The following is an 18939-nucleotide window of genomic DNA, read 5'->3' on the forward strand; positions in this document are numbered from 1 at the left end:
TTTCCTTGTGTTGATCAGCTCAGAAATTTCTGCAGCAAGTCATTGAGAAACAGCTGTCCGCGCTCGGTGGCCGCCAGACGTGACGGTTCGACCTGCAACAACCCGCTTTGTTCGGCCTCGCGCCGGCCTTCGGCCAGGCTTTGCAGAGCCAGCCCTGTCCGCTCCGGGTACAGCCGCGCGTCCACGCCTTCGGTCAGGCGCAGGGCGTTCATCAGGAATTCGAAAGGCAGCTCTTCGTTGGGCAAGGCTTTTTCGCCGGCCAGGAAGCGCTTGGCCGGGTTGAGATAGTCCTTGGGCAGGCGGGTCTTCCAGGTGCGCACGATACGCCCGTCCGGATGGCTGAGCTTGCCATGGGCGCCGGCGCCGATGCCGATGAAATCGCCGAAGCTCCAGTAATTGAGGTTGTGTCGCGCTGCCCGGCCAGGCTGGGCGTAGGCCGAGACTTCGTATTGGGCATAGCCATGCTCGGCCAGCAATGCCTGCCCTGCCTCCTGGATGTCCCACAGGGTATCGTCTTCCGGCAGGGTTGGCGGCTGGTTCCAGAACACCGTGTTCGGCTCCAGCGTCAGCTGGTACCAGGACAGGTGGGTGGGCTTCAGAGCGATGGCCTGGCGCAAGTCGCCCAAGGCGTCGTCGAGGGACTGGTCGGGCAGGCCATGCATGAGGTCCAGGTTGAAGTTGTCGAACCCGGCCTGGCGGGCCATGCCGGCGGCGCGCACCGCTTCGTCACCGTTGTGGATCCGCCCCAGCGCCTCGAGCTTGGCCTGCTGGAAGCTCTGGACGCCGATGGACAGGCGATTGATGCCCAGGGCACGGTATGCGACGAATTTCTCTTGTTCGAAGGTGCCGGGGTTGGCTTCCAGGGTGATTTCGATGTCGGGGGCGAAGGCAATCCGCGCCGCCACGCCTTCGAGCAGCCGGCCCAGGGCCCTGGCGCTGAACAGGCTCGGGGTGCCGCCGCCAAAGAAGATCGAGCTCAGTGGCCGCCCGTATACCGCGTGCAGGTCCTGGTCGAGGTCGGCCAGCAGGGCGTCGACATATTCTTCTTCGGGCAACTGCGCACTGGCGGCGTGGGAGTTGAAATCACAATACGGGCATTTGCGCACGCACCACGGGATGTGGACGTACAGCGCCAGGGGCGGCAGCACCGGCAGCGGCGCCCTGGGCGCTTGTGCACCGCCGTGTATCAGCGGTGCGGGGGATTCATCGGTCATTGCAGGCCCAGGCGTTGACGCAGAAGGACCATGGCGCGGGCGCGGTGGCTCAGCTGGTTCTTTTCCGCAGGGCCCAGTTCGGCGCTGGAGCAGTTTCGTTCCGGTACCCAGAACAGCGGGTCGTAGCCGAAACCGTGTTCGCCCCGGGCCTCGGTGAGAATGCGCCCGTGCCACAAGCCTTCGCACAGGATCGGCAGCGGATCATCGGCATGCCGGACCAGCGCCAGGACACAGACGAATTGCGCCCCCCGCTCGGCTTCAGGTACATCCCTGAGGGCTTCGAGCAGCTTGGCGTTGTTCGCCGCGTCGCCCTTGCCGTCGGCATAACGTGCCGAATAGATGCCCGGCGCGCCGCCGAGAAAGTCCACCGCCAGCCCGGAGTCGTCGGCCAGCGCCGGCAGGCCCGAGAGGCGTGCGGCGTTGCGGGCCTTGAGGATGGCGTTCTCGACGAACGACAGGCCGGTTTCTTCAGGTTCCACCTGGCTGAACTCGCCGATGGAGCGCAGGTGCACCGAGTCGCCGAGCATGGCCTGGAGCTCCTTGAGCTTGCCGGCGTTGTGGCTGGCCAGTACGAGTTGGGTGAGGTTCATCATTGGCCCGGAAACAGTTCCTGGTTGAAGTTGATGGTGTTGATCTTGTCGCCGGTTCGCACCTTGATTTCAAAGGTGCGGGTTTCCTGCTGGGGTACTGGATACTGGGCGATGTAGTAGATCGCGCCTTGCTCGGTCACCTGCTTGAATTTCAGCGGGATGCTCTGGCTGGTGAGGTCTTTCACCGTGCCGCTGACCTGGGCCATCAAGGGCTTGCCATCCTTGAGTACCGAGACGTTGATCACACCCTGTTGCTTGCTGCGGATCAGCTCGGCGCCCTTGGCGATATCTGGTGCCAGGAAGGTGGAGTTGAACGTGTTGTAGTGCACGGTGATGTCACCGAACACTTCCTTGCGTTCGGCCTTGATGGCGTCGGCGGCCATGGCGCCAATGCTCAGGCAGGCGGTGATGAGAAACAACGCTAGACGTTTCATGTCGTGCTCCTGGTAGGGCCGGGGTTCATACCGCGATCTGGTGGTCGGCAAGGCCTGGGCTGCTGACCCGATAGATGCCTATTTCACCTAACAGATTAGGCCATAGCTTGCTGGCCCACCCGTGGCGGTGTTGCTGGTCCACCGCCAGGCGATCGATGACCTTGGCCTGGCGTTCGCGGCACAGCTCCTCGAAATCCTCGAAGGTACAAAAGTGGATGTTCGGCGTGTTGTACCAGGTGTAGGGCAGGAATTCCGACACCGGCATGCGCCCCTTGCTCGCCAGGTACCAGCGGCAGCGCCAATGGCCGAAGTTGGGGAAGGTGATGATGCACTGGCGTCCGACCCGGAGCATTTCGTCGAGAATCCTGTCCGGGTAATGCACCGCTTGCAGGGCCTGGGTCATGACCACGATATCGAAGCTGTTGCTGGCGAAGTTGCCCAGGCCCTTGTCCAGGTCCTGTTCAATGACGTTGATGCCCTTGGCCACGCACTCGGCGATGTTGTCCGGGTCGTTTTCCAGGCCGTAGCCGGTGACTTGCTTGTTGTCCCGCAGCCAGGTCAGCAGTTCGCCGTTGCCGCAGCCCAGGTCGAGCACGCGGCTGCCGGCGGGGATCCATTCCTGGATGATTTCCAGATCGGCTCTCATGGCGTCCTCACAGCGTAATACGGTTCATATAGTTGCCGAACGCCTGCAGGTAGCGCGGGATCGGGATCAGAAAGGCGTCGTGGCCCTGGGGGGCGTCGATTTCCAGGTAGCAGACGTCCTTGCGCGCCGTCATCAGCGCATCCACCAGCTCCCGGGAGCGGGCCGGGGAAAAGCGCCAGTCGGTGGTGAACGACATCACGCAGAACTTGGCGGTGGCGCCGGCGAAGGTCTTCGCCAGGTCATTGTCGAAGTTCGCCGCTGGATCGAAGTAGTCCAGGGCCTTGGTCATCAACAGGTAGGTGTTGGCATCGAAGCGCCCGGAGAACTCCTCGCCCTGGTAGCGCAGGTAGCTTTCCACCTGGAACTCGACGCTGTGGAAGTCGTAGTTGAGCTTTTCGCTCTTGAGGCCCCGGCCGAATTTTTCGCCCATGGAGTCATCGGATAGGTAGGTGATATGCCCGACCATCCGCGCCAGCATGAGCCCGCGCTTGGGAATCACGCCGTGCTCCTGGAACGAGCCGCCGTGGAACTCCGGATCGGTGAGGATCGCCTGGCGCGCCACTTCGTTGAAGGCGATGTTCTGTGCCGACAGCTTGGGAGCCGAGGCGATTGCCAGGCAATGACGCACACGGTCCGGGTAGGTGATGGTCCACTGTAGGGCCTGCATGCCCCCCAGGCTGCCGCCGATGACCGCTGCCCACTGGTCGATGCCGAGGCGATCTGCCAGGCGGGCCTGGCTGTGGACCCAGTCTTCCACGGTCAAGACCGGAAAGTCGGCGCCGAAGGGCTTGCCGGTTTCAGGGTTGAGGCTGCTGGGGCCCGTGGAGCCATTGCAACCGCCGAGGTTGTTCAGGCTGACGACGAAGAACCTGTCGGTGTCGATGGGCTTGCCGGGGCCGATGCAACTGTCCCACCAGCCTGGCTTGCGATCGTCGACGCTGTGGTAGCCGGCGGCATGGTGATGCCCGGACAAGGCGTGGCAGATCAGCACGGCATTGCTGGCCGTGGCGTTGAGGGTGCCGTAGGTTTCATAGATCAGGTCATAGGCTGGCAACGAACGGCCGCAGGCCAGGGCCAGGGGCTCGCTGAAATGCGCCATTTGCGGCGTCACCAGACCAACGGAATCGGGGGGAAAGACAGCTGGCATCGACCCTGCTCTCGTTGAAATGAGGCGTAAGTCTAAAGACCGCTGGGGTTAGCGGCAAGCAAAGGCGGGGGTGTGTCTTATGGCACGGGTATTTATCTGTGGCGAGGGGATAAATCCCCTCGCCACAGAGGAGGTGCGCCCCATCAGATCAGCAGGCGCAGGATTTCCGGCATCATGGTCACCGCCGCCAGGTTGTTGATCACCAGCATGTCGATCAGCTTGAGCACCATGAATGCCAGGATCGGCGAAATATCCAGGCCGCCCAGGTTCGGCACGATACGGCGGAACGGTGCCAGGGCCGGTTCGCAGATCTGGTTCACCAGCTCGGCGCCCGGGTTATGGCTGCCCGGAGCGACCCACGACAGGATCACGCTGATGATCAGCGCGAAGAAGAAAATCTTCAGGAACAGCGCGGTCACGCCAATGATCGACCAGATCAGCAATTGCAGTGGATTGCCGGTGGTGCCGTAGGTCAGCAGCAGCGTCAGGGCCATCAGGGCCATCTGCAGGAGGATCGCCAGTACCAGCGACGACATGTCCAGGCCGAACAGGCTCGGAATGATGCGACGCAGCGGCTTGAGCAGTGGCTGGGTGGCCTTGACGACGAACTGGCACAGCGGGTTGTAGAAGTTGGCGCGTACCAGTTGCAGCACGAAACGCATCAGTACGATCAGCAGGTACAGGCTGCCGAGGGTTTGCAGCACGTAGACCGCTGCGGTGTTCAATCCGATCATGAATGGCTCCTTATTGGCCCAGTTGTTCGGCCATCTCGGCCGAGCGATGCGCGGCGGCGCCGAGTGCTTTTTCCACCAGGGCTTCGAAGCCTCCGGCCTGGAACGATTTGATCGCCGCTTCGGTGGTGCCGGCGGGAGAGGTTACGCGACGCCGCAGTTCGGCGGCATCGACATCGCTGGACACTGCCATGTGGGCGGCGCCCAGTGCCGTTTGCAGGGTCAACCGGGCGGCGGTTTCCCTCGGCAGGCCAAGCTTCTCGCCGGCGGCGGTCATGGCCTCGATCAACAGGAAGAAATACGCCGGGCCCGAGCCGGAGACAGCGGTGACCGCGTCCAGCTGTTGCTCGGTCTCCAGCCATAACGCCAGGCCCACGGCCGACAGCAGCGTTTCGGCCTGCTGGCGTTGCTCGGTGGAGACCTGGGCAGTGGCGAACAGACCGCTGACGCCCTGGCGCAACAGCGCCGGGGTGTTGGGCATGCAGCGCACGATCGGCTGGGCGCCGAGCCAGTTGCTCATGCTGTCGCAGGTGATGCCCGCGGCAATCGATACCACCAGCTGATGAGGCTTGAGGCTCGGGCGGATGGCCTGGCACACGGCTTTCATCGCTTGGGGCTTGACCGCCAGCACGACGACGTCGGCGCCGTCGATGGCCTGGGCGTTATCGGCGAAGGTTTCAATGCCGTGCTCGGCGCTCACCCGGGCACGTGTCTCTTCGCCCGGATCACTGGCGCGGATCTGCGCGGCATCCAGGCCCTTGGCCCGCAGGCCACCGATCAGGCTGGCGGCCATGTTGCCGGCGCCGATGAAGGCAATACGCGTGTTGCTCATGACAGGTCCTTGATTAGAGAGAGTGGAGTTGGCATGGCTAGGGTCAGTGACCGCCATAATCGCGGGCGCCGAACAGGGCAGTGCCGATACGTACCCAGGTTGCGCCCTGGGCAATGGCGGATTCGAGATCATGGCTCATGCCCATGGACAGGGTGTCCAGAGGCAGGTCCAGGCTCGCTTGAAGGCGTTGGACCGCGGCGAAGGCCGCGTCCTGGGCGGCGCGATCCTCGGTTGGCTCGGGGATGGCCATCAGCCCGCGCAGCTTGAGGCGTGGCAGGGCGTCGATGGCGTGGGCCAGGGCCGGCAGGTCGGCCGGGGTGCAGCCGGACTTGCTGGCTTCGCCGCTGACGTTGACCTGGATGCAGATGTTCAGGGGTGGCAACCCGGACGGGCGTTGCTCGGACAGGCGTTGTGCAATTTTCAAGCGATCCACGGAATGCACCCAGGCGAAATGTTCGGCGATAGCGCGCGTCTTGTTCGACTGAATGGGGCCTATGAAGTGCCAGATCAAGGACAGGTCGGTCAGTTCAGCCTGTTTGCCCAGCGCTTCCTGGAGATAGTTCTCGCCGAAGTCCCGCAGGCCCGCGGCATAGGCTTCCCGCAGGGCCTGGGCGGGTTTGGTCTTGCTCACCGCCAACAGTTGGACGCTGTGCTCGGGGCGTCGGGCGGCCTGCTCCGCAGCGCGGATCCGTGAAACTACCAGGGCGATGTTGTCTGCTATCGTGGACATAAAGAAGCGCCAGCGGGTCTGAGGTTCGCGGCATTCTACTGGAATTGAGGAGCGCTATGGATATCACCGAACTGCTGGCGTTCAGCGCCAAACAGGGGGCGTCGGACCTGCATCTGTCCGCCGGGCTGCCGCCGATGATCCGCGTCGACGGCGACGTGCGCAGGATCAACCTGCCGGCCCTGGACCACAAGCAGGTTCATGAGTTGATCTACGACATCATGAACGACCGGCAACGAGTAGATTACGAAAAGTTTCTGGAAACCGATTTTTCCTTCGATGTGCCGGGTGTGGCGCGGTTCCGGGTCAACGCTTTCAACCAGAATCGCGGGGCGGGGGCGGTGTTCCGGACCATTCCGTCGAAAGTCCTGACCATGGAAGACCTCGGGATGGGCGATGTGTTTCGCAAGGTGACCGAGGCGCCCCGAGGGCTGGTACTGGTGACCGGGCCGACCGGCTCGGGCAAGTCCACCACCCTGGCGGCCATGATCGACTACCTCAATACCCACAAGCATCACCACATCCTGACCATCGAAGACCCCATCGAGTTTGTCCACGAGCCGCGCAAGTGCCTGATCAACCAGCGTGAGGTGCACCGCGATACCCAGGGTTTTTCCACGGCCCTGCGCTCGGCCCTGCGGGAAGACCCGGACGTGATCCTGGTGGGGGAGATGCGCGACCTGGAGACCATTCGCCTGGCGCTGACCGCCGCTGAAACAGGGCACCTGGTGTTCGGCACCCTGCACACCACCTCGGCGGCCAAGACCATCGACCGCGTGGTGGACGTGTTTCCCGGGGATGAGAAATCAATGGTTCGCTCGATGCTGTCGGAGTCGCTGCAGGCGGTGATCTCCCAGACGCTGGTCAAGAAGATCGGTGGGGGCCGCGTCGCCGCCCACGAGATCATGCTGGGCACGTCGGCGATCCGTAACCTGATCCGCGAGGACAAGGTGGCGCAGATGTATTCTGCCATCCAGACCGGTGGATCCCTGGGGATGCAGACGCTGGACATGTGCCTGAAGGATCTGGTGAACAAGGGGCTGATCAGCCGCGAGCATGCGCGGGAGAGGGCGCGTACGCCGGATAACTTCTAGGGGAATCGGCCAGGGACGTTCGGCGCGGCCCCCAACAAAGGCTTGCATCCTTATTTCTGGCTCGCCATCCGGGGGCTGCTTCGCAGCCCGGCGGGGCGGTACGACGTTTCGCTGAATCCCCCTCGCCACGAGGGGGCTTGAATCAGCGCTGAGCCACTCGCAACCCAGCCTGTTCTTTCGGCAAGACCCGCTTGGCAACCACGTAGTGGGTGTTCCAATAAGGTTTGTTCAGGGTGTCGATGGTCACTGACTTGCCACGCCGCGGAGCATGGATGAAACGGTCGTTGCCCAGGTAGATCGCCACGTGATTGACCCGGCGGCTCTTGAGCTTGAAGAAGATCAGGTCGCCGGGCTTGAGGTCCTTGCGGTCGACTTTCTCGCCGTGGCCGCTGGCCATTGCATTGGATGTGCGCGGCAGGTTGAACGTGGCATCGTTGAAGGCGTATTTCACCAGGCCGCTGCAATCGAATCCCTTGCTTGGGCTGCTGCCGCCCCAGCGATAAGGCGTGCCGAGCACGTTCACCGCACGGCTCAGCACGTTGCTGCTGGTCTTGGGCGCCATGGGCGGTACCAGCTTGCTGTTGGCGGTGCTCACACGCTGGGACTTTTGCCGGTTCTTGCTCGATGGAGCAGAAACATGGGCCTTGGGTGTGAAGCCATTGATATTGGGAAGACGTTGCTCACGGTTGGTGGCGTGGGCGGCCAGGGGCAATAATAGGCAAAAGGTCAGCCATGTCTTGATAAATGGACGCATTAGGCAGGGCTCTTAAAGGTTAGCGCGCAACTTTATAACAGCTTTTCTGATGATCCCGAGGCCGTTTGTCGATTGAAAAGGGTGCGAAAAAACCGCTAATTGCGACACTTTGTCCGGATTGTCCTACACAAGCCCCGTATTACGGGGCTTTCCCGGACACGATTCGTCCGGAACCGCTTGTCGGCTCGACACGAAAAAGTCACAAAAGGTTCGAACAAATTTATCTATCGAGGCAAAAGAGGCCATTCATGAACAGCTATCAGCAGGGTGCGACTCACGATACCCACAGCAAACTCATCGGGTATCTGCTCTGGATCTTCGGATTCACCGGTGCCCACCGTTTCTACTATGGCAAGCCGGTCACCGGCACGATCTGGTTCTTCACCCTGGGGCTGCTGGGCATCGGCTGGTTGATCGACCTGTTCCTGATTCCATCCATGGACCGCGAGGCCGACCTGCGTTTCACCCCGGGACCGATCGAATACAGCGTGGCGTGGATCCTGCTGACGTTCCTCGGCGTATTCGGCGTGCACCGGATGTACCAGGGCAAATGGATCAGCGCGATCGTCTATCTGTTGACCGGGGGGGGGTTTTTCCTGGGCGTGCTGTATGACTTCTGGACATTGAACGATCAGGTGTCGATTCGTAACGCGCAGAAGCGTGGGGCTTTTCAGTAGGACCGAGTCGCCTGCATTCGCGAGCAGGCTCGCTCCCACATGGATCGAAGTGTTCACATATCATGTGTGCACCGGAAATCCCCCTGTGGGGAGCGAGCCTGCTCGCGATAAGGGCGCCGCGGTTTCAGGCCTGGTGGGTAATCCGCCCGTCCATCAGGGTATAGCGCACCACCCCCGGCAGGCTGTGGCCCAGGAACGGGCAATTGTCACCCTTGGAGCGCCAGGCTTCGCCGGCCACGGTGGAGGCCGCAGGGTCGAACAGCACCAGGTCTGCCGCCGCGCCGACCGCCAGCTTGCCCGCCGGCAACTCCAGCGCCTGGGCCGGGCCGGTGCTCAGGCGGGCCAGCAGGGTCGGCAGGTCGAGCAAGCCGTCTTCCACCAGTGTCAGGGCCAGTGGCAACAGCAATTCGACGCTGCTGATACCCGGCTCGGTGGCGCCGAATGGCGCCAGCTTGGCATCCCGCTCGTGAGGCTGGTGATGGCTGGCAATGGCCGAGATGACGCCGGACCTCACTGCTTCGCGCAGCCCATCGCGGTCGGCGCGGGTGCGCAGCGGCGGCTGGACGTGATAGACGCTGTTGAAGTCGATCAGGGCTTCGTCGGTCAGGATCAACTGGTACAGCGCCACGTCGGCGGTGACAGGCAGGCCGCGGGCCTGGGCCTGGGCGATCAGCGCCGCGCCACGGGCGCTGGTCAACTGGCTGAAGTGCGCGCGCACGCCGCTCTGTTCCACCAGCAGCAGGTCCCGGGCCAGCGCCACGGTCTCGGCGGTTTCCGGGATGCCCGGCAAACCGAGGAAGCTGGCGGTGGGGCCTTCGTGGGCCAGGCCGCCTTCGGCGAGGTCGTGGTCCTGGGAATTGAAGATCACCGTCAGGCCGAACGTCGCTGCGTATTCCAGGGCCCGGCACAGGGTGCGGGTGTTACGGAAATTGTTCAGGCCGTTGCCGAATGCCACGCAACCGGCATCGCGCAGGGCGATGAGTTCGGCCAGTTGCTCGCCTTCCAGGCCCTTGCTCAACGCACCGATGGGAAAGACCTTGGTGTTACCGGCTTCCCGGGCGCGGTCGAGGATCAGTTCGGCCACGGCCGAGGTGTCCAGCACCGGCCTGGTCTGCGGTGGGCAGCACAGGCTGGTTACGCCACCGGCCGCGGCGGCCTGGGTTTCGCTGACGATGTTGCCTTTGCGGCTGTAGCCAGGCTCGCGCAGGGCGACGTTCAAGTCCACCAGGCCGGGGGCGGCCACCAGGCCCTGGGCTTCGAGGGTCTGGACGGGAATGAAGCCGGCCGGAGCGGCGCCCAGGGCGACGATCTTGCAGGCATCGATATGGATATCGGTCACTTGATCCAGGCCGGTGGCCGGATCGATCACGCGTGCGCCGAGAATGCTGAGCTTCACTGGGCGTTCTCCTGGTCGAATTGGCGCTGGGCCGTTTGCCCGCTCATGGCCATGGACAGCACGGCCATGCGGATGGCGATGCCGTAGGTCACCTGGTTGAGGATTACCGAATGCGGACCGTCGGCCACGGCCGATTCGATCTCCACGCCCCGGTTGATCGGCCCCGGGTGCATGACGATGGCGTCCGGCCTGGCGCCGGCCAGGCGCGCGGTGGTCAGGCCGAACAGGCGGTAGAACTCGCCTTCGCTGGGCAGCAGGCCGCCGGTCATGCGCTCGCGTTGCAGGCGCAGCATGATCACCACGTCCACGTCCTTGAGGCCCGCGGCCATGTCGGTGAAGACCTTCACGCCGTATTGCTCGATGCCGATGGGCAGCAGGGTCTTCGGCGCGATCACCCGGATGTCCGGGCAGCCGAGGGTCTTGAGGGCCAGCATGTTCGAGCGGGCTACCCGCGAGTGCAGGATGTCGCCGACGATGGCTACCGAAAGGTTCTCGAAGCCGCCCTTGTGCCGGCGGATGGTCAGCATGTCCAGCATGCCCTGGGTCGGGTGGGCGTGGCGGCCATCACCGCCATTGATGATCGCCACCTGCGGGCAGACGTGCTCGGCGATGAAATGTGCCGCCCCGGAATCGCCATGGCGCACGACGAACATGTCCGCGGCCATGGCTTCGAGGTTGCGCAGGGTATCGAGCAGGGTTTCGCCCTTGCTCGCCGAGGACGTAGATACGTTGAGGGTGATCACGTCCGCCGACAGCCGCTGGGCCGCCAGTTCGAAGGTGGTGCGGGTGCGGGTGGAGTTTTCGAAGAACACGTTGCATACGGTCTTGCCGCGCAGCAACGGGACTTTCTTCACCGCCCGGGCGCCGACCTCGAGGAATGAGTCGGCGGTGTCGAGGATTTCCGTCAACAGCTCGCGGCGCAGGCCATCGAGGGACAGGAAGTGCCGCAGCTGGCCCTGATCGTTGAGCTGCAGCGGGCGCTTGGTTTCGAGAGGCGTCATCGCAATGGACTCTTTACAAGGGCAGTTAAAGGGCGAGGTCTTGCAGTTCGAGCTGCAGCGGGGTCGGGCCGGAGAGCTTGACCCGCTCGTGAGCGGCAAGGGCCAGTGTCGCGCCGACCACGTTCGGGCGGATCGGCAGCTCGGCGGCGTCCAGGTCCAGCAGGCACACCAGGGTCACGCTGGCCGGGCGACCATAGTCGAACAGCTCGTTCATGGCGGCGCGGATGGTCCGGCCACTCATCAGCACGTCGTCGATCAGCACCAGGTGCTGGCCTTCGATCTCGAAGGGCAGGGCCGAAGGGCGCACTTGCGGATGCAGGCCGTTCTGGCTGAAGTCATCGCGGTAGAAGGACACGTCCAGGGTGCCCAGGGGCGACTGGCTGCCGAGTTCTTCGAGCAAGGCCTGGGCGACCCAGACGCCACCTGTGCGAATGCCGATGTAGCGTGGTTCGCTGATGCCGCGTTGTTCCAGGTGTGCCGTGAGACGGATCGCCATCTGGCTGATCAGTTCGGCAGGATTGGGCAGGCTCATGCTGGCTCCTTCAGGTTTCCGGGCCGGTGTGCGTGGCGCGGTTCATCGCTAAAAGAAAGCGCCTTGGCGGCGCTTTCGGAAAATCAGGTATCGAACAGGGCGGCGTTGGCATCGAGCCAGCCCTGCAGCAGCAGGGCCGCGGCGATGGCGTCCACCGGGTTGTCACGGTAACTGCCTTTCTGCCCGCCGCGCCCGAGGCGCTCACCCTTGGCTTCGAACGTGGTCAGGCGTTCGTCGTGGGTATAGAAGGGCAGATTGAAGCGGCCATTGAGCCGGCGGGCAAACTTTTCCGCGCGCAGGCACATGTCGCTGGGAGTGCCGTCCATGTTCAGCGGCAGGCCGACCACCACGGCGTCGGGTTTCCACTCCTTGATCAGCGCTTCGACCTGGTTCCAGTCCGGAACGCCGTTCTGGGCCTTGAGGGTACACAGTTCGCGGGCCTGGCCGGTGACGACCTGGCCGACCGCAACGCCGATCTGTTTGGTGCCGTAATCGAAGCCCAGCAGCAAGCGCAGGGCCATCAGGCGTGTCCCGCCTGGCTGGTGAGCAGGCTGAGGTTGATTCCCAGGCGGCTGGCCGCCGCTTCCAGGCGCAGTTCGCTGCTGGTATTGAACAGGATGTCGGCATCGAACGGGCAGGTCAGCCAGGCGTTGTCGGCCAGTTCGGCTTCCAGCTGCCCGGCTTCCCAGCCGGCATAGCCGAGGGCAATCAGGCTCTTTTCCGGGCCGACACCGTCGGCGATGGCGAACAGGATGTCCTGGGACGTCGACAGCGATACGCCATTGAGGTCCACGGTCGCCTGGTAGCTGGGACCCGACGGATGGAGCACGAAACCACGATCGGTCTGCACCGGGCCACCGATGAAAATCGGTACGTGCTGGCACAGTAATGGCGGCTCCACCTCGGGGCGCAGCTGTTCGAGAATGTCCGCGAGGTTCAGTTCCTGCGGTCGATTGATCACCAGCCCCATGGCCCCATTGGCCGTGTGCTCGACGATGTAGGTCAAGGTATGGGCGAAGTTCGGATCGGCCATGTGCGGCATGGCGATCAGGAAGTGATGCTTGAGGTAGGTGGGGCTGACATTTTTCATAGGCGCTAGTGTGGCGGCGCAGGGCCGAACTGACAAGCTGGGAAATGCCTGAGACTGTCACCAATCCCCTGTGGGTGCGAGCTTGCTCGCACAAGGGGATTGGGGTGGTTATCAGTTACTGGACAGCCGGTCGCCGCGGGCAAATTTCCAGGTGCGGATGATTTCCAACCGGTCGATGTCCGACAGGTCCCCGGTAAACGGCGCGAACGGCGCCGCCAGACGCACGATCCGCTGGGCGGCCTGGTCCAGCAGCGGCTGGCCGGAGGATTCGAGCACCAGCACTTCATACAGGGAACCGTCGCGGTTGATCGAGACCATCAGTCGCAGGTTGCCGTAGATCTGCTTGCGCCGCGCTTCGTCAGGGTAGTTGAGATTGCCGATGCGCTCGACCTTCTTGCGCCATTCGTCTTTGTACCAGGCGCCCTTGTCGCGCATGGTGGAGGCGGCGCTCAGGCGGTGGATACGCGGGCGCTTGGCATAGAGTTGCTGCTCCTGGGCCAGTTCGGCTTCCAGGCTGGCGATGTCGCTGGACAACTGGGCGCTGTCGAAGGTCGGCACCGGGGTCTTGGGCTTGGGGTCGGGCTTGACCTCTTCCTTGACCGGGGCCTTCTTCGGTTTCGGCGCCACGGTGGTCACGGCCGCCTTGGGCGCTGTTTCCTGCACCTCTGGCTTGGCCGCCGGCGGCGGGGTGGTTTTCTGTACCTGGTTGTCCTGGAAGGGGGCGATCTCGGTGGTCTTGGGAATCGCCTTCTTTTCCAGGGTACCGCTGCCCTGCTGGTTTTCCTGGGCGAGGAAGTCCGCTTTCGCCGGCTTGGTCTCGCTCTTGAAAGTGGCCAGGGTAATTTCCAGGGTCTGGCTGATCTGCTTGGGTTCGACCGTGGCAAAGCCGACACCCAGCAGCAGGGCCAGGTGGATCAGGGCCGCCAGGAACAGGGTAAAACCGAGGCGATCGGCCGGGCGCACGCCACGATGGGCGAGCTCTTGGGGCAGATCGGACGGGAGGGTCATGACAAGGAAACCAACATCGCGTTTTTTTCAGGCCGGGCATGATAACGCAATGTCGGTTTCCTTCATCAGATCCCGATCAACGAGTCTTGAGCTTCTGATCGATGGCATCCATCAGCATCCCGCCGATGTCGGTGCCAAACGCATTGTCGATCTCGCGGATGCAGGTCGGGCTGGTGACGTTGATTTCCGTCAGGTGCTCGCCGATCACGTCCAGTCCTACGAACAGCAGGCCTTTTTCGCGCAACGTCGGGCCGACCTGGGCGGCGATCCAGCGGTCCTTCTCGGTCAGCGGGCGCGCCTCGCCACGGCCGCCGGCTGCCAGGTTGCCGCGGGTTTCGCCGGCTGCGGGAATACGGGCCAGGCAATAATCCACCGGTTCGCCGTCGATCATCAGGATGCGCTTGTCGCCATCGACGATGGCCGGCAGGTAAGCCTGGATCATGATCTGCTGCTTGCCGTGCAGGGTCAGGGTTTCCAGGATCACCGACAGGTTGGGATGGCCGGCGGTGTGGCGGAAGATCGAGGAGCCGCCCATGCCGTCCAGCGGCTTGAGGATCACGTCGCCGTGATGATCGGCGAACTCGCGCAATACATCCGGGCGTCGGCTGACGATGGTCGGTGGCGTGCAGTGCGGGAACAGCGTGGCGAACAGCTTTTCGTTGCAGTCGCGCAGGCTCTGGGGCTTGTTGACCACCAGCACGCCGGCGTTTTCGGCCTGCTCGAGCAGGTAGGTGGAATACACGAACTCCATGTCGAAGGGTGGATCCTTGCGCATCAGGATCACGTCCAGGTCGCTGAGCAGTGCATCGCTTTCCTCGCCCAGTTCAAACCACTTTTGCGGGTCGGCGAAGACTTTCAGCGGCTTCATCCGCGCCCGCGCCTGGCCTTCGGCCTGGTAGAGGTCGCGCTGTTCCATGTAGAACAGCTCCCAGCCGCGCTTCTGGGCGGCCAGCAACATGGCCAGCGAGCTATCCTTTTTATAGGAAATGCTGGCGATAGGGTCCATGACAATGCCGACGCGTACGCTCATGGCTTGGTTCCTCGAAAAAACTGATGGGCATGAATGCCGTGAAAAAGTGGCGTCAGAGTGGCGCCCGGCGAATTGTCGGTCAAGGAAAAACCATCGCGCCGAGCGGCCGATAGCCCGGCGCTGGAGACTGTGCTAAAAAGGCTGCCATGTGGCGCGCGGGCCTTGAACATCAAGGGCTTGCGCCGTCGGTCGCATTTACGCGTTAAAAACCGGTTCGCAGTGGCAATGGCAGAGCATCTTACGCAACAGCAACCCAGCGCCTTGAAGGTCATGGTCATCGATGACTCGAAGACCATTCGCCGCACCGCCGAAACCTTGCTGCGCAACGTGGGTTGCGAAGTGATCACGGCTGTCGACGGTTTCGATGCCCTGGCCAAGATTGCCGACCATCATCCAGGCATCATCTTCGTCGACATCATGATGCCGCGCCTGGATGGCTACCAGACCTGCGCCTTGATCAAGAACAACAGCGCCTTCAAGGCCACGCCGGTGATCATGCTGTCTTCCCGCGACGGCCTGTTCGACAAGGCCAAGGGACGTATTGTCGGCTCCGATCAATTTTTGACCAAGCCTTTCAGCAAGGAAGAACTGCTGGGCGCGATACAGGCCCATGTCCCGGGCTTTGCCGCTGTCCAGCCGCACCAGGCACATTAAATGACGCTCGGCCACGGGGCCTGGGGGTCGACAAGAATGGGGAACACCATGGCACGAATTCTGATCGTCGATGATTCGCCGACCGAAATGTACAAGCTGACCGGCATGCTGGAAAAGCACGGTCATCAGGTCCTGAAGGCCGAGAACGGCGCCGACGGCGTGGCCCTGGCCCGCCAGGAAAAACCCGACGCGGTACTGATGGACATCGTCATGCCCGGCCTCAATGGTTTCCAGGCGACCCGCCAGCTCACCAAGGACCCGGACACCGGCCATATCCCGGTGATCATCATCACCACCAAGGACCAGGAAACCGACAAGGTCTGGGGCACGCGCCAGGGCGCCAAGGATTACCTGACCAAGCCGGTGGACGAAGAAACCCTGATCAAGACCCTCAATAACGTGCTGGCGGGTTGATGACGCGGCCATGAGCCCATCCCTGACCGCGTTCGAACTGCTGTTGCAGATCGATCGGCGCTGCCGGTCCCTGGCGGCGGACTTGCCGTCCCAGCCGACCCTGCACCACAGCTGGAGCGGCATCGGTTTTCGCCTGGGAGAGAACTGGTACGTGGCGCCCATGGGAGAGGTCAGCGAAGTGCTGCATGAGCCGCGCCACACGCACCTGCCCGGGGTCAAGCCCTGGGTGCGCGGCGTGGCCAACCTGCGCGGGCGGTTGTTGCCCCTGATGGACCTCTGCGGCTTTTTCGGTCATGAACTGTCGGCGGTGCGCAAACAACGGAGGGTGCTGGTGGTGGACCACGACGAGATATTCGCCGGGTTGCTGGTAGATGAAGTCCTGGGGTTGCAGCATTTCGCCCAGGACAGCCTGGAGCCGACGCTGGCGGACGACTGCGACGGCCCGGAGGCGGCCTTCGTCAAGGGCCGGTTTCGCGGCGAGCGGCAGTGGCAGGTGTTCAGCCCTTTCGCCCTGACGCGGTCGGCGGGTTTCATGGATGTGGCGATTTGACGAGATGCAGCGCAGGCCCTTGTAGGAGCGAGCTTGCTCGCGATAGCGGTGGGTCAGCCAGAACTGACTGATCCAAGGCTATTGCGAGCAAGCTCGCTTGCACATGGGACCACGGTGAGTGAGTTGGACTGGGTAGCACAGGCGAAAATCGATGATCAAAGCAAACACAGGCAAGCCACTGGAAGCATCGCGCAGTCGTTCGCAGATCATCGTGCTGTTCGTCGCGCTGATCGTCTTCATCATGCTGCTGTTCGCCAATTTCGCCTACCTCAACACCCAGTCCACCTACGACAAGCAGTACATCGGTCATGCGGGAGAGTTGCGGGTGCTGTCCCAGCGCATCGCCAAGAACGCCACCGAGGCCGCCGCCGGCAAGGCTGCGGCGTTCAAGTTGCTGAGCGATGCACGCAATGATTTCGCCCAGCGCTGGGGCTATCTCAAGCAAGGTGACCCGGTGACGGGCCTGCCTCCGGCACCTACCACCCTGCGCCCCCAGATGCGCGCCGTGCAGCTGGATTGGGAGCGCCTGCTCAAGAACACCGACGCCATCCTGTCCAGTGAACAGACGGTGCTGTCGCTGCACCAGGTGGCGGCGACCCTGGCTGAAACCGTGCCGCAACTGCAGGTCGAATACGAAAAGGTCGTCGAGATCCTGTTGCAGCGCGGCGCGCCAGCGTCCCAGGTGGCCATGGCCCAGCGTCAGTCGTTGTTGGCCGAGCGCATTCTCGGTGCGGTGAACACGGTGCTGGCGGGCGACGAAAACGCCAGCCAGGCCGCCGACACGTTCGGCCGCGATGCCGCGCGTTTCGGCCAGGTGCTCAACGGCATGCTGCAAGGCGACGCGGCCTTGAAGATTTCCCAGGTCCAGGATCGCGACGCCCGGGCCCGCCTCAGTGAAATCAGCGAGCTTTTCGAATTCGTCTCGGGCTCGGTGGACGAAATCCTCGAAACCTCGCCGGAGCTGTTCAAGGTTCGGGAGTCGGCGGGCAACATCTTCAACCTGTCGCAGACTCTGCTCGACGAAGCCTCGCACCTGACCACGGCTCTCGAGAACCTGGCCGGAGGCCGCTCGGTCCATGCCATCGGCGGTTATGTGCTGGGCCTGCTGGCGTTGGCCTCGATTATCCTGATCGGCCTGGTCATGGTCCGGGAAACCAATCGGCAGTTGCGCGAAACCGCGGAAAAGAACGAGCGCAACCAGAACGCGATCATGCGTCTGCTGGATGAAATCGCCGACCTGGCTGATGGCGACCTGACCGTCACGGCCTCGGTGACCGAGGATTTCACCGGCACCATCGCCGACTCCATCAATTATTCGGTGGACCAGTTGCGCGATCTGGTCGCCACCATCAACCTCACCGCCGGCCAGGTCGCCGCGGCGGTGCAGGAAACCCAGGCCACCGCCATGCACCTGGCCCAGGCTTCCGAGCACCAGGCCCAGCAAATCAGCGAAGCTTCGACTTCAATCAATGAAATGGCCCAGTCCATCGACCAGGTATCGGCCAACGCCGCCGAGTCGTCGGCGGTGGCCGAACGCTCGGTGGAAATCGCCAACAAGGGCAACGAGGTGGTGCACAACACCATTCATGGCATGGACAACATTCGCGAGCAGATCCAGGACACCGCCAAGCGCATCAAGCGCCTGGGCGAGTCTTCCCAGGAAATCGGCGACATTGTCAGCCTGATCGACGACATCGCCGACCAGACCAACATCCTGGCCCTCAATGCTGCGATCCAGGCGTCCATGGCCGGTGATGCCGGGCGTGGTTTCGCGGTGGTGGCCGATGAGGTGCAGCGGTTGGCGGAGCGTTCCTCGGCGGCGACCCGACAGATCGAAACGCTGGTGCGGGCGATCCAGGCCGACACCAACGAGGCGGTGATTTCCATGGAGCAGACCACCAGCGAAGTGGTGCGCGGTGCCCGCCTGGCCCAGGATGCCGGGGTGGCCCTGGAGGAAATCGAAGGGGTGTCCAAGACCCTCGCGGCGCTGATCCAGAGCATTTCCAACGCCGCGCGGCAACAGACCACCTCGGCGGGGCAGATTTCCCTGACCATGAACGTGATCCAGCAGATCACCACGCAGACTTCATCCGGCTCAACCGCCACGGCTGAGAGCATTGGCAACCTGGCGAAAATGGCCAGCCAGCTGCGCCGTTCGGTGTCGGGGTTTACCTTGCCGGCGGCACCTGTGGTTGAGGAGGACAAGGGGTGACTGAGCGCACTTTCCTGGCCGCAGAGATCTTCTGTGGCGAGGGGATTTATCCCCGTTGGGCTGCGCAGCAGCCCCAAAAAAGGTCATCCTGAAACACAGGTTGATATCGGTATCGTCAGGGGCCGCTTGGCGCCCCAACGGGGATGAGTCCCCTCGCCACAGGGTTGATTTGTACCCTTGGCCTGTCACGGGTTGATTTGGAGTGG

22 protein-coding genes are annotated in these 18939 nt (G+C 63.1%); 6 read left to right on the forward strand and 16 right to left on the reverse strand.

The features are described from left to right. Positions 1-14: 14 nt before the first annotated feature. The 8 genes from hemW to BT179_RS06110 all read right to left on the reverse strand — a co-directional run bounded on the left by hemW (position 15) and on the right by BT179_RS06110 (position 6324). Positions 15-1214, reverse strand: a complete 1200-nt coding sequence (gene hemW, locus BT179_RS06075; RefSeq protein WP_072430898.1) for a radical SAM family heme chaperone HemW — start codon at positions 1212-1214, stop codon at positions 15-17. After that, on the reverse strand, positions 1211-1807 hold the full coding sequence (gene rdgB, locus BT179_RS06080) for an RdgB/HAM1 family non-canonical purine NTP pyrophosphatase (RefSeq protein WP_072390234.1): 597 nt from the start codon (positions 1805-1807) through the stop codon (positions 1211-1213). The genes hemW and rdgB overlap by 4 nt, the downstream gene beginning before the upstream one ends. Beyond that, a complete protein-coding gene (locus tag BT179_RS06085; RefSeq protein ID WP_072390231.1) occupies positions 1804-2238 on the reverse strand; it encodes a DUF4426 domain-containing protein in 435 nt (144 codons plus the stop codon). The genes rdgB and BT179_RS06085 overlap by 4 nt, the downstream gene beginning before the upstream one ends. A 25-nt stretch (positions 2239-2263) precedes the next feature. Then, positions 2264-2884 carry a methionine biosynthesis protein MetW gene (metW, locus tag BT179_RS06090; RefSeq protein WP_072390228.1) on the reverse strand — a complete coding sequence of 207 codons (621 nt, stop codon included), beginning with the start codon at positions 2882-2884 and terminating at the stop codon, positions 2264-2266. A 7-nt stretch (positions 2885-2891) separates the two neighbouring features. Next, complete coding sequence (locus BT179_RS06095) at positions 2892-4031, reverse strand: homoserine O-succinyltransferase MetX (protein ID WP_072430897.1); 1140 nt, start codon at positions 4029-4031, stop codon at positions 2892-2894. Between the two features lie 143 nt (positions 4032-4174). After that, the gene (locus tag BT179_RS06100) at positions 4175-4765 is read right to left on the reverse strand and encodes a YggT family protein (RefSeq protein WP_072390222.1); all 591 of its coding nucleotides are present in this window, start codon (positions 4763-4765) and stop codon (positions 4175-4177) included. 10 nt (positions 4766-4775) lie between these two features. Next, positions 4776-5594 carry a pyrroline-5-carboxylate reductase gene (proC, locus tag BT179_RS06105; protein ID WP_072430896.1) on the reverse strand — a complete coding sequence of 273 codons (819 nt, stop codon included), beginning with the start codon at positions 5592-5594 and terminating at the stop codon, positions 4776-4778. A gap of 43 nt (positions 5595-5637) precedes the next feature. Continuing rightward, a complete protein-coding gene (locus tag BT179_RS06110) occupies positions 5638-6324 on the reverse strand; it encodes a YggS family pyridoxal phosphate-dependent enzyme (protein WP_072430895.1) in 687 nt (228 codons plus the stop codon). Between the two features lie 56 nt (positions 6325-6380). Between BT179_RS06110 and BT179_RS06115 the strand changes: the two genes are divergently transcribed. Then, on the forward strand, positions 6381-7415 hold the full coding sequence (locus BT179_RS06115) for a type IV pilus twitching motility protein PilT (RefSeq protein WP_072390212.1): 1035 nt from the start codon (positions 6381-6383) through the stop codon (positions 7413-7415). 142 nt (positions 7416-7557) lie between these two features. Here the strand turns inward: BT179_RS06115 and BT179_RS06120 are convergent, their stop codons facing one another. Further along, positions 7558-8169, reverse strand: a complete 612-nt coding sequence (locus tag BT179_RS06120) for a C40 family peptidase (protein ID WP_072430894.1) — start codon at positions 8167-8169, stop codon at positions 7558-7560. Between the two features lie 248 nt (positions 8170-8417). On the opposite strand from BT179_RS06120, the gene BT179_RS06125 reads away from it, so the two are divergent. Next, complete coding sequence (locus BT179_RS06125; RefSeq protein WP_072430893.1) at positions 8418-8846, forward strand: NINE protein; 429 nt, start codon at positions 8418-8420, stop codon at positions 8844-8846. 124 nt (positions 8847-8970) lie between these two features. Here BT179_RS06125 and BT179_RS06130 read toward each other — a convergent pair whose 3' ends face one another. The 7 genes from BT179_RS06130 to gshB all read right to left on the reverse strand — a co-directional run bounded on the left by BT179_RS06130 (position 8971) and on the right by gshB (position 14903). Next, positions 8971-10242, reverse strand: coding sequence for a dihydroorotase (locus BT179_RS06130; RefSeq protein ID WP_072430892.1), 1272 nt, complete (start codon positions 10240-10242; stop codon positions 8971-8973). Then, on the reverse strand, positions 10239-11243 hold the full coding sequence (locus tag BT179_RS06135) for an aspartate carbamoyltransferase catalytic subunit (RefSeq protein WP_072390200.1): 1005 nt from the start codon (positions 11241-11243) through the stop codon (positions 10239-10241). Before BT179_RS06135 ends, BT179_RS06130 begins: the two co-directional genes overlap by 4 nt. 25 nt (positions 11244-11268) lie before the next feature. Next, complete coding sequence (gene pyrR / locus BT179_RS06140) at positions 11269-11775, reverse strand: bifunctional pyr operon transcriptional regulator/uracil phosphoribosyltransferase PyrR (protein ID WP_072390196.1); 507 nt, start codon at positions 11773-11775, stop codon at positions 11269-11271. A gap of 83 nt (positions 11776-11858) precedes the next feature. Continuing rightward, positions 11859-12296, reverse strand: a complete 438-nt coding sequence (gene ruvX / locus BT179_RS06145; RefSeq protein WP_072390193.1) for a Holliday junction resolvase RuvX — start codon at positions 12294-12296, stop codon at positions 11859-11861. Then, entirely contained in the window at positions 12296-12865 is a 570-nt protein-coding gene (locus BT179_RS06150; RefSeq protein ID WP_072390189.1) for a YqgE/AlgH family protein, read from the reverse strand. The genes ruvX and BT179_RS06150 overlap by 1 nt, the downstream gene beginning before the upstream one ends. Positions 12866-12976: 111 nt before the next feature. Next, positions 12977-13873 (reverse strand): energy transducer TonB, encoded by an 897-nt coding sequence (locus BT179_RS06155; RefSeq protein WP_072430891.1) that lies wholly within the window; start codon positions 13871-13873, stop codon positions 12977-12979. 76 nt (positions 13874-13949) lie between these two features. Further along, entirely contained in the window at positions 13950-14903 is a 954-nt protein-coding gene (gshB, locus tag BT179_RS06160; RefSeq protein WP_072430890.1) for a glutathione synthase, read from the reverse strand. Between the two features lie 225 nt (positions 14904-15128). Between gshB and BT179_RS06165 the strand changes: the two genes are divergently transcribed. The 4 genes from BT179_RS06165 (at position 15129) to BT179_RS06180 (ending at position 18733) form a co-directional block, all read left to right on the forward strand. Continuing rightward, entirely contained in the window at positions 15129-15557 is a 429-nt protein-coding gene (locus tag BT179_RS06165) for a response regulator (RefSeq protein ID WP_003206467.1), read from the forward strand. A gap of 48 nt (positions 15558-15605) precedes the next feature. After that, positions 15606-15971 (forward strand): twitching motility response regulator PilH, encoded by a 366-nt coding sequence (gene pilH, locus BT179_RS06170; protein ID WP_072390179.1) that lies wholly within the window; start codon positions 15606-15608, stop codon positions 15969-15971. A gap of 10 nt (positions 15972-15981) precedes the next feature. Beyond that, positions 15982-16521, forward strand: a complete 540-nt coding sequence (locus BT179_RS06175) for a chemotaxis protein CheW (RefSeq protein ID WP_072390176.1) — start codon at positions 15982-15984, stop codon at positions 16519-16521. 151 nt (positions 16522-16672) lie between these two features. Then, entirely contained in the window at positions 16673-18733 is a 2061-nt protein-coding gene (locus BT179_RS06180) for a methyl-accepting chemotaxis protein (protein ID WP_072390173.1), read from the forward strand. The last annotated feature ends 206 nt before the right edge of the window (positions 18734-18939 follow it).

Source organism: Pseudomonas sp. NFACC43 (assembly GCF_900119645.1).
Taxonomy (GTDB): Bacteria; Pseudomonadota; Gammaproteobacteria; order Pseudomonadales; family Pseudomonadaceae; genus Aquipseudomonas.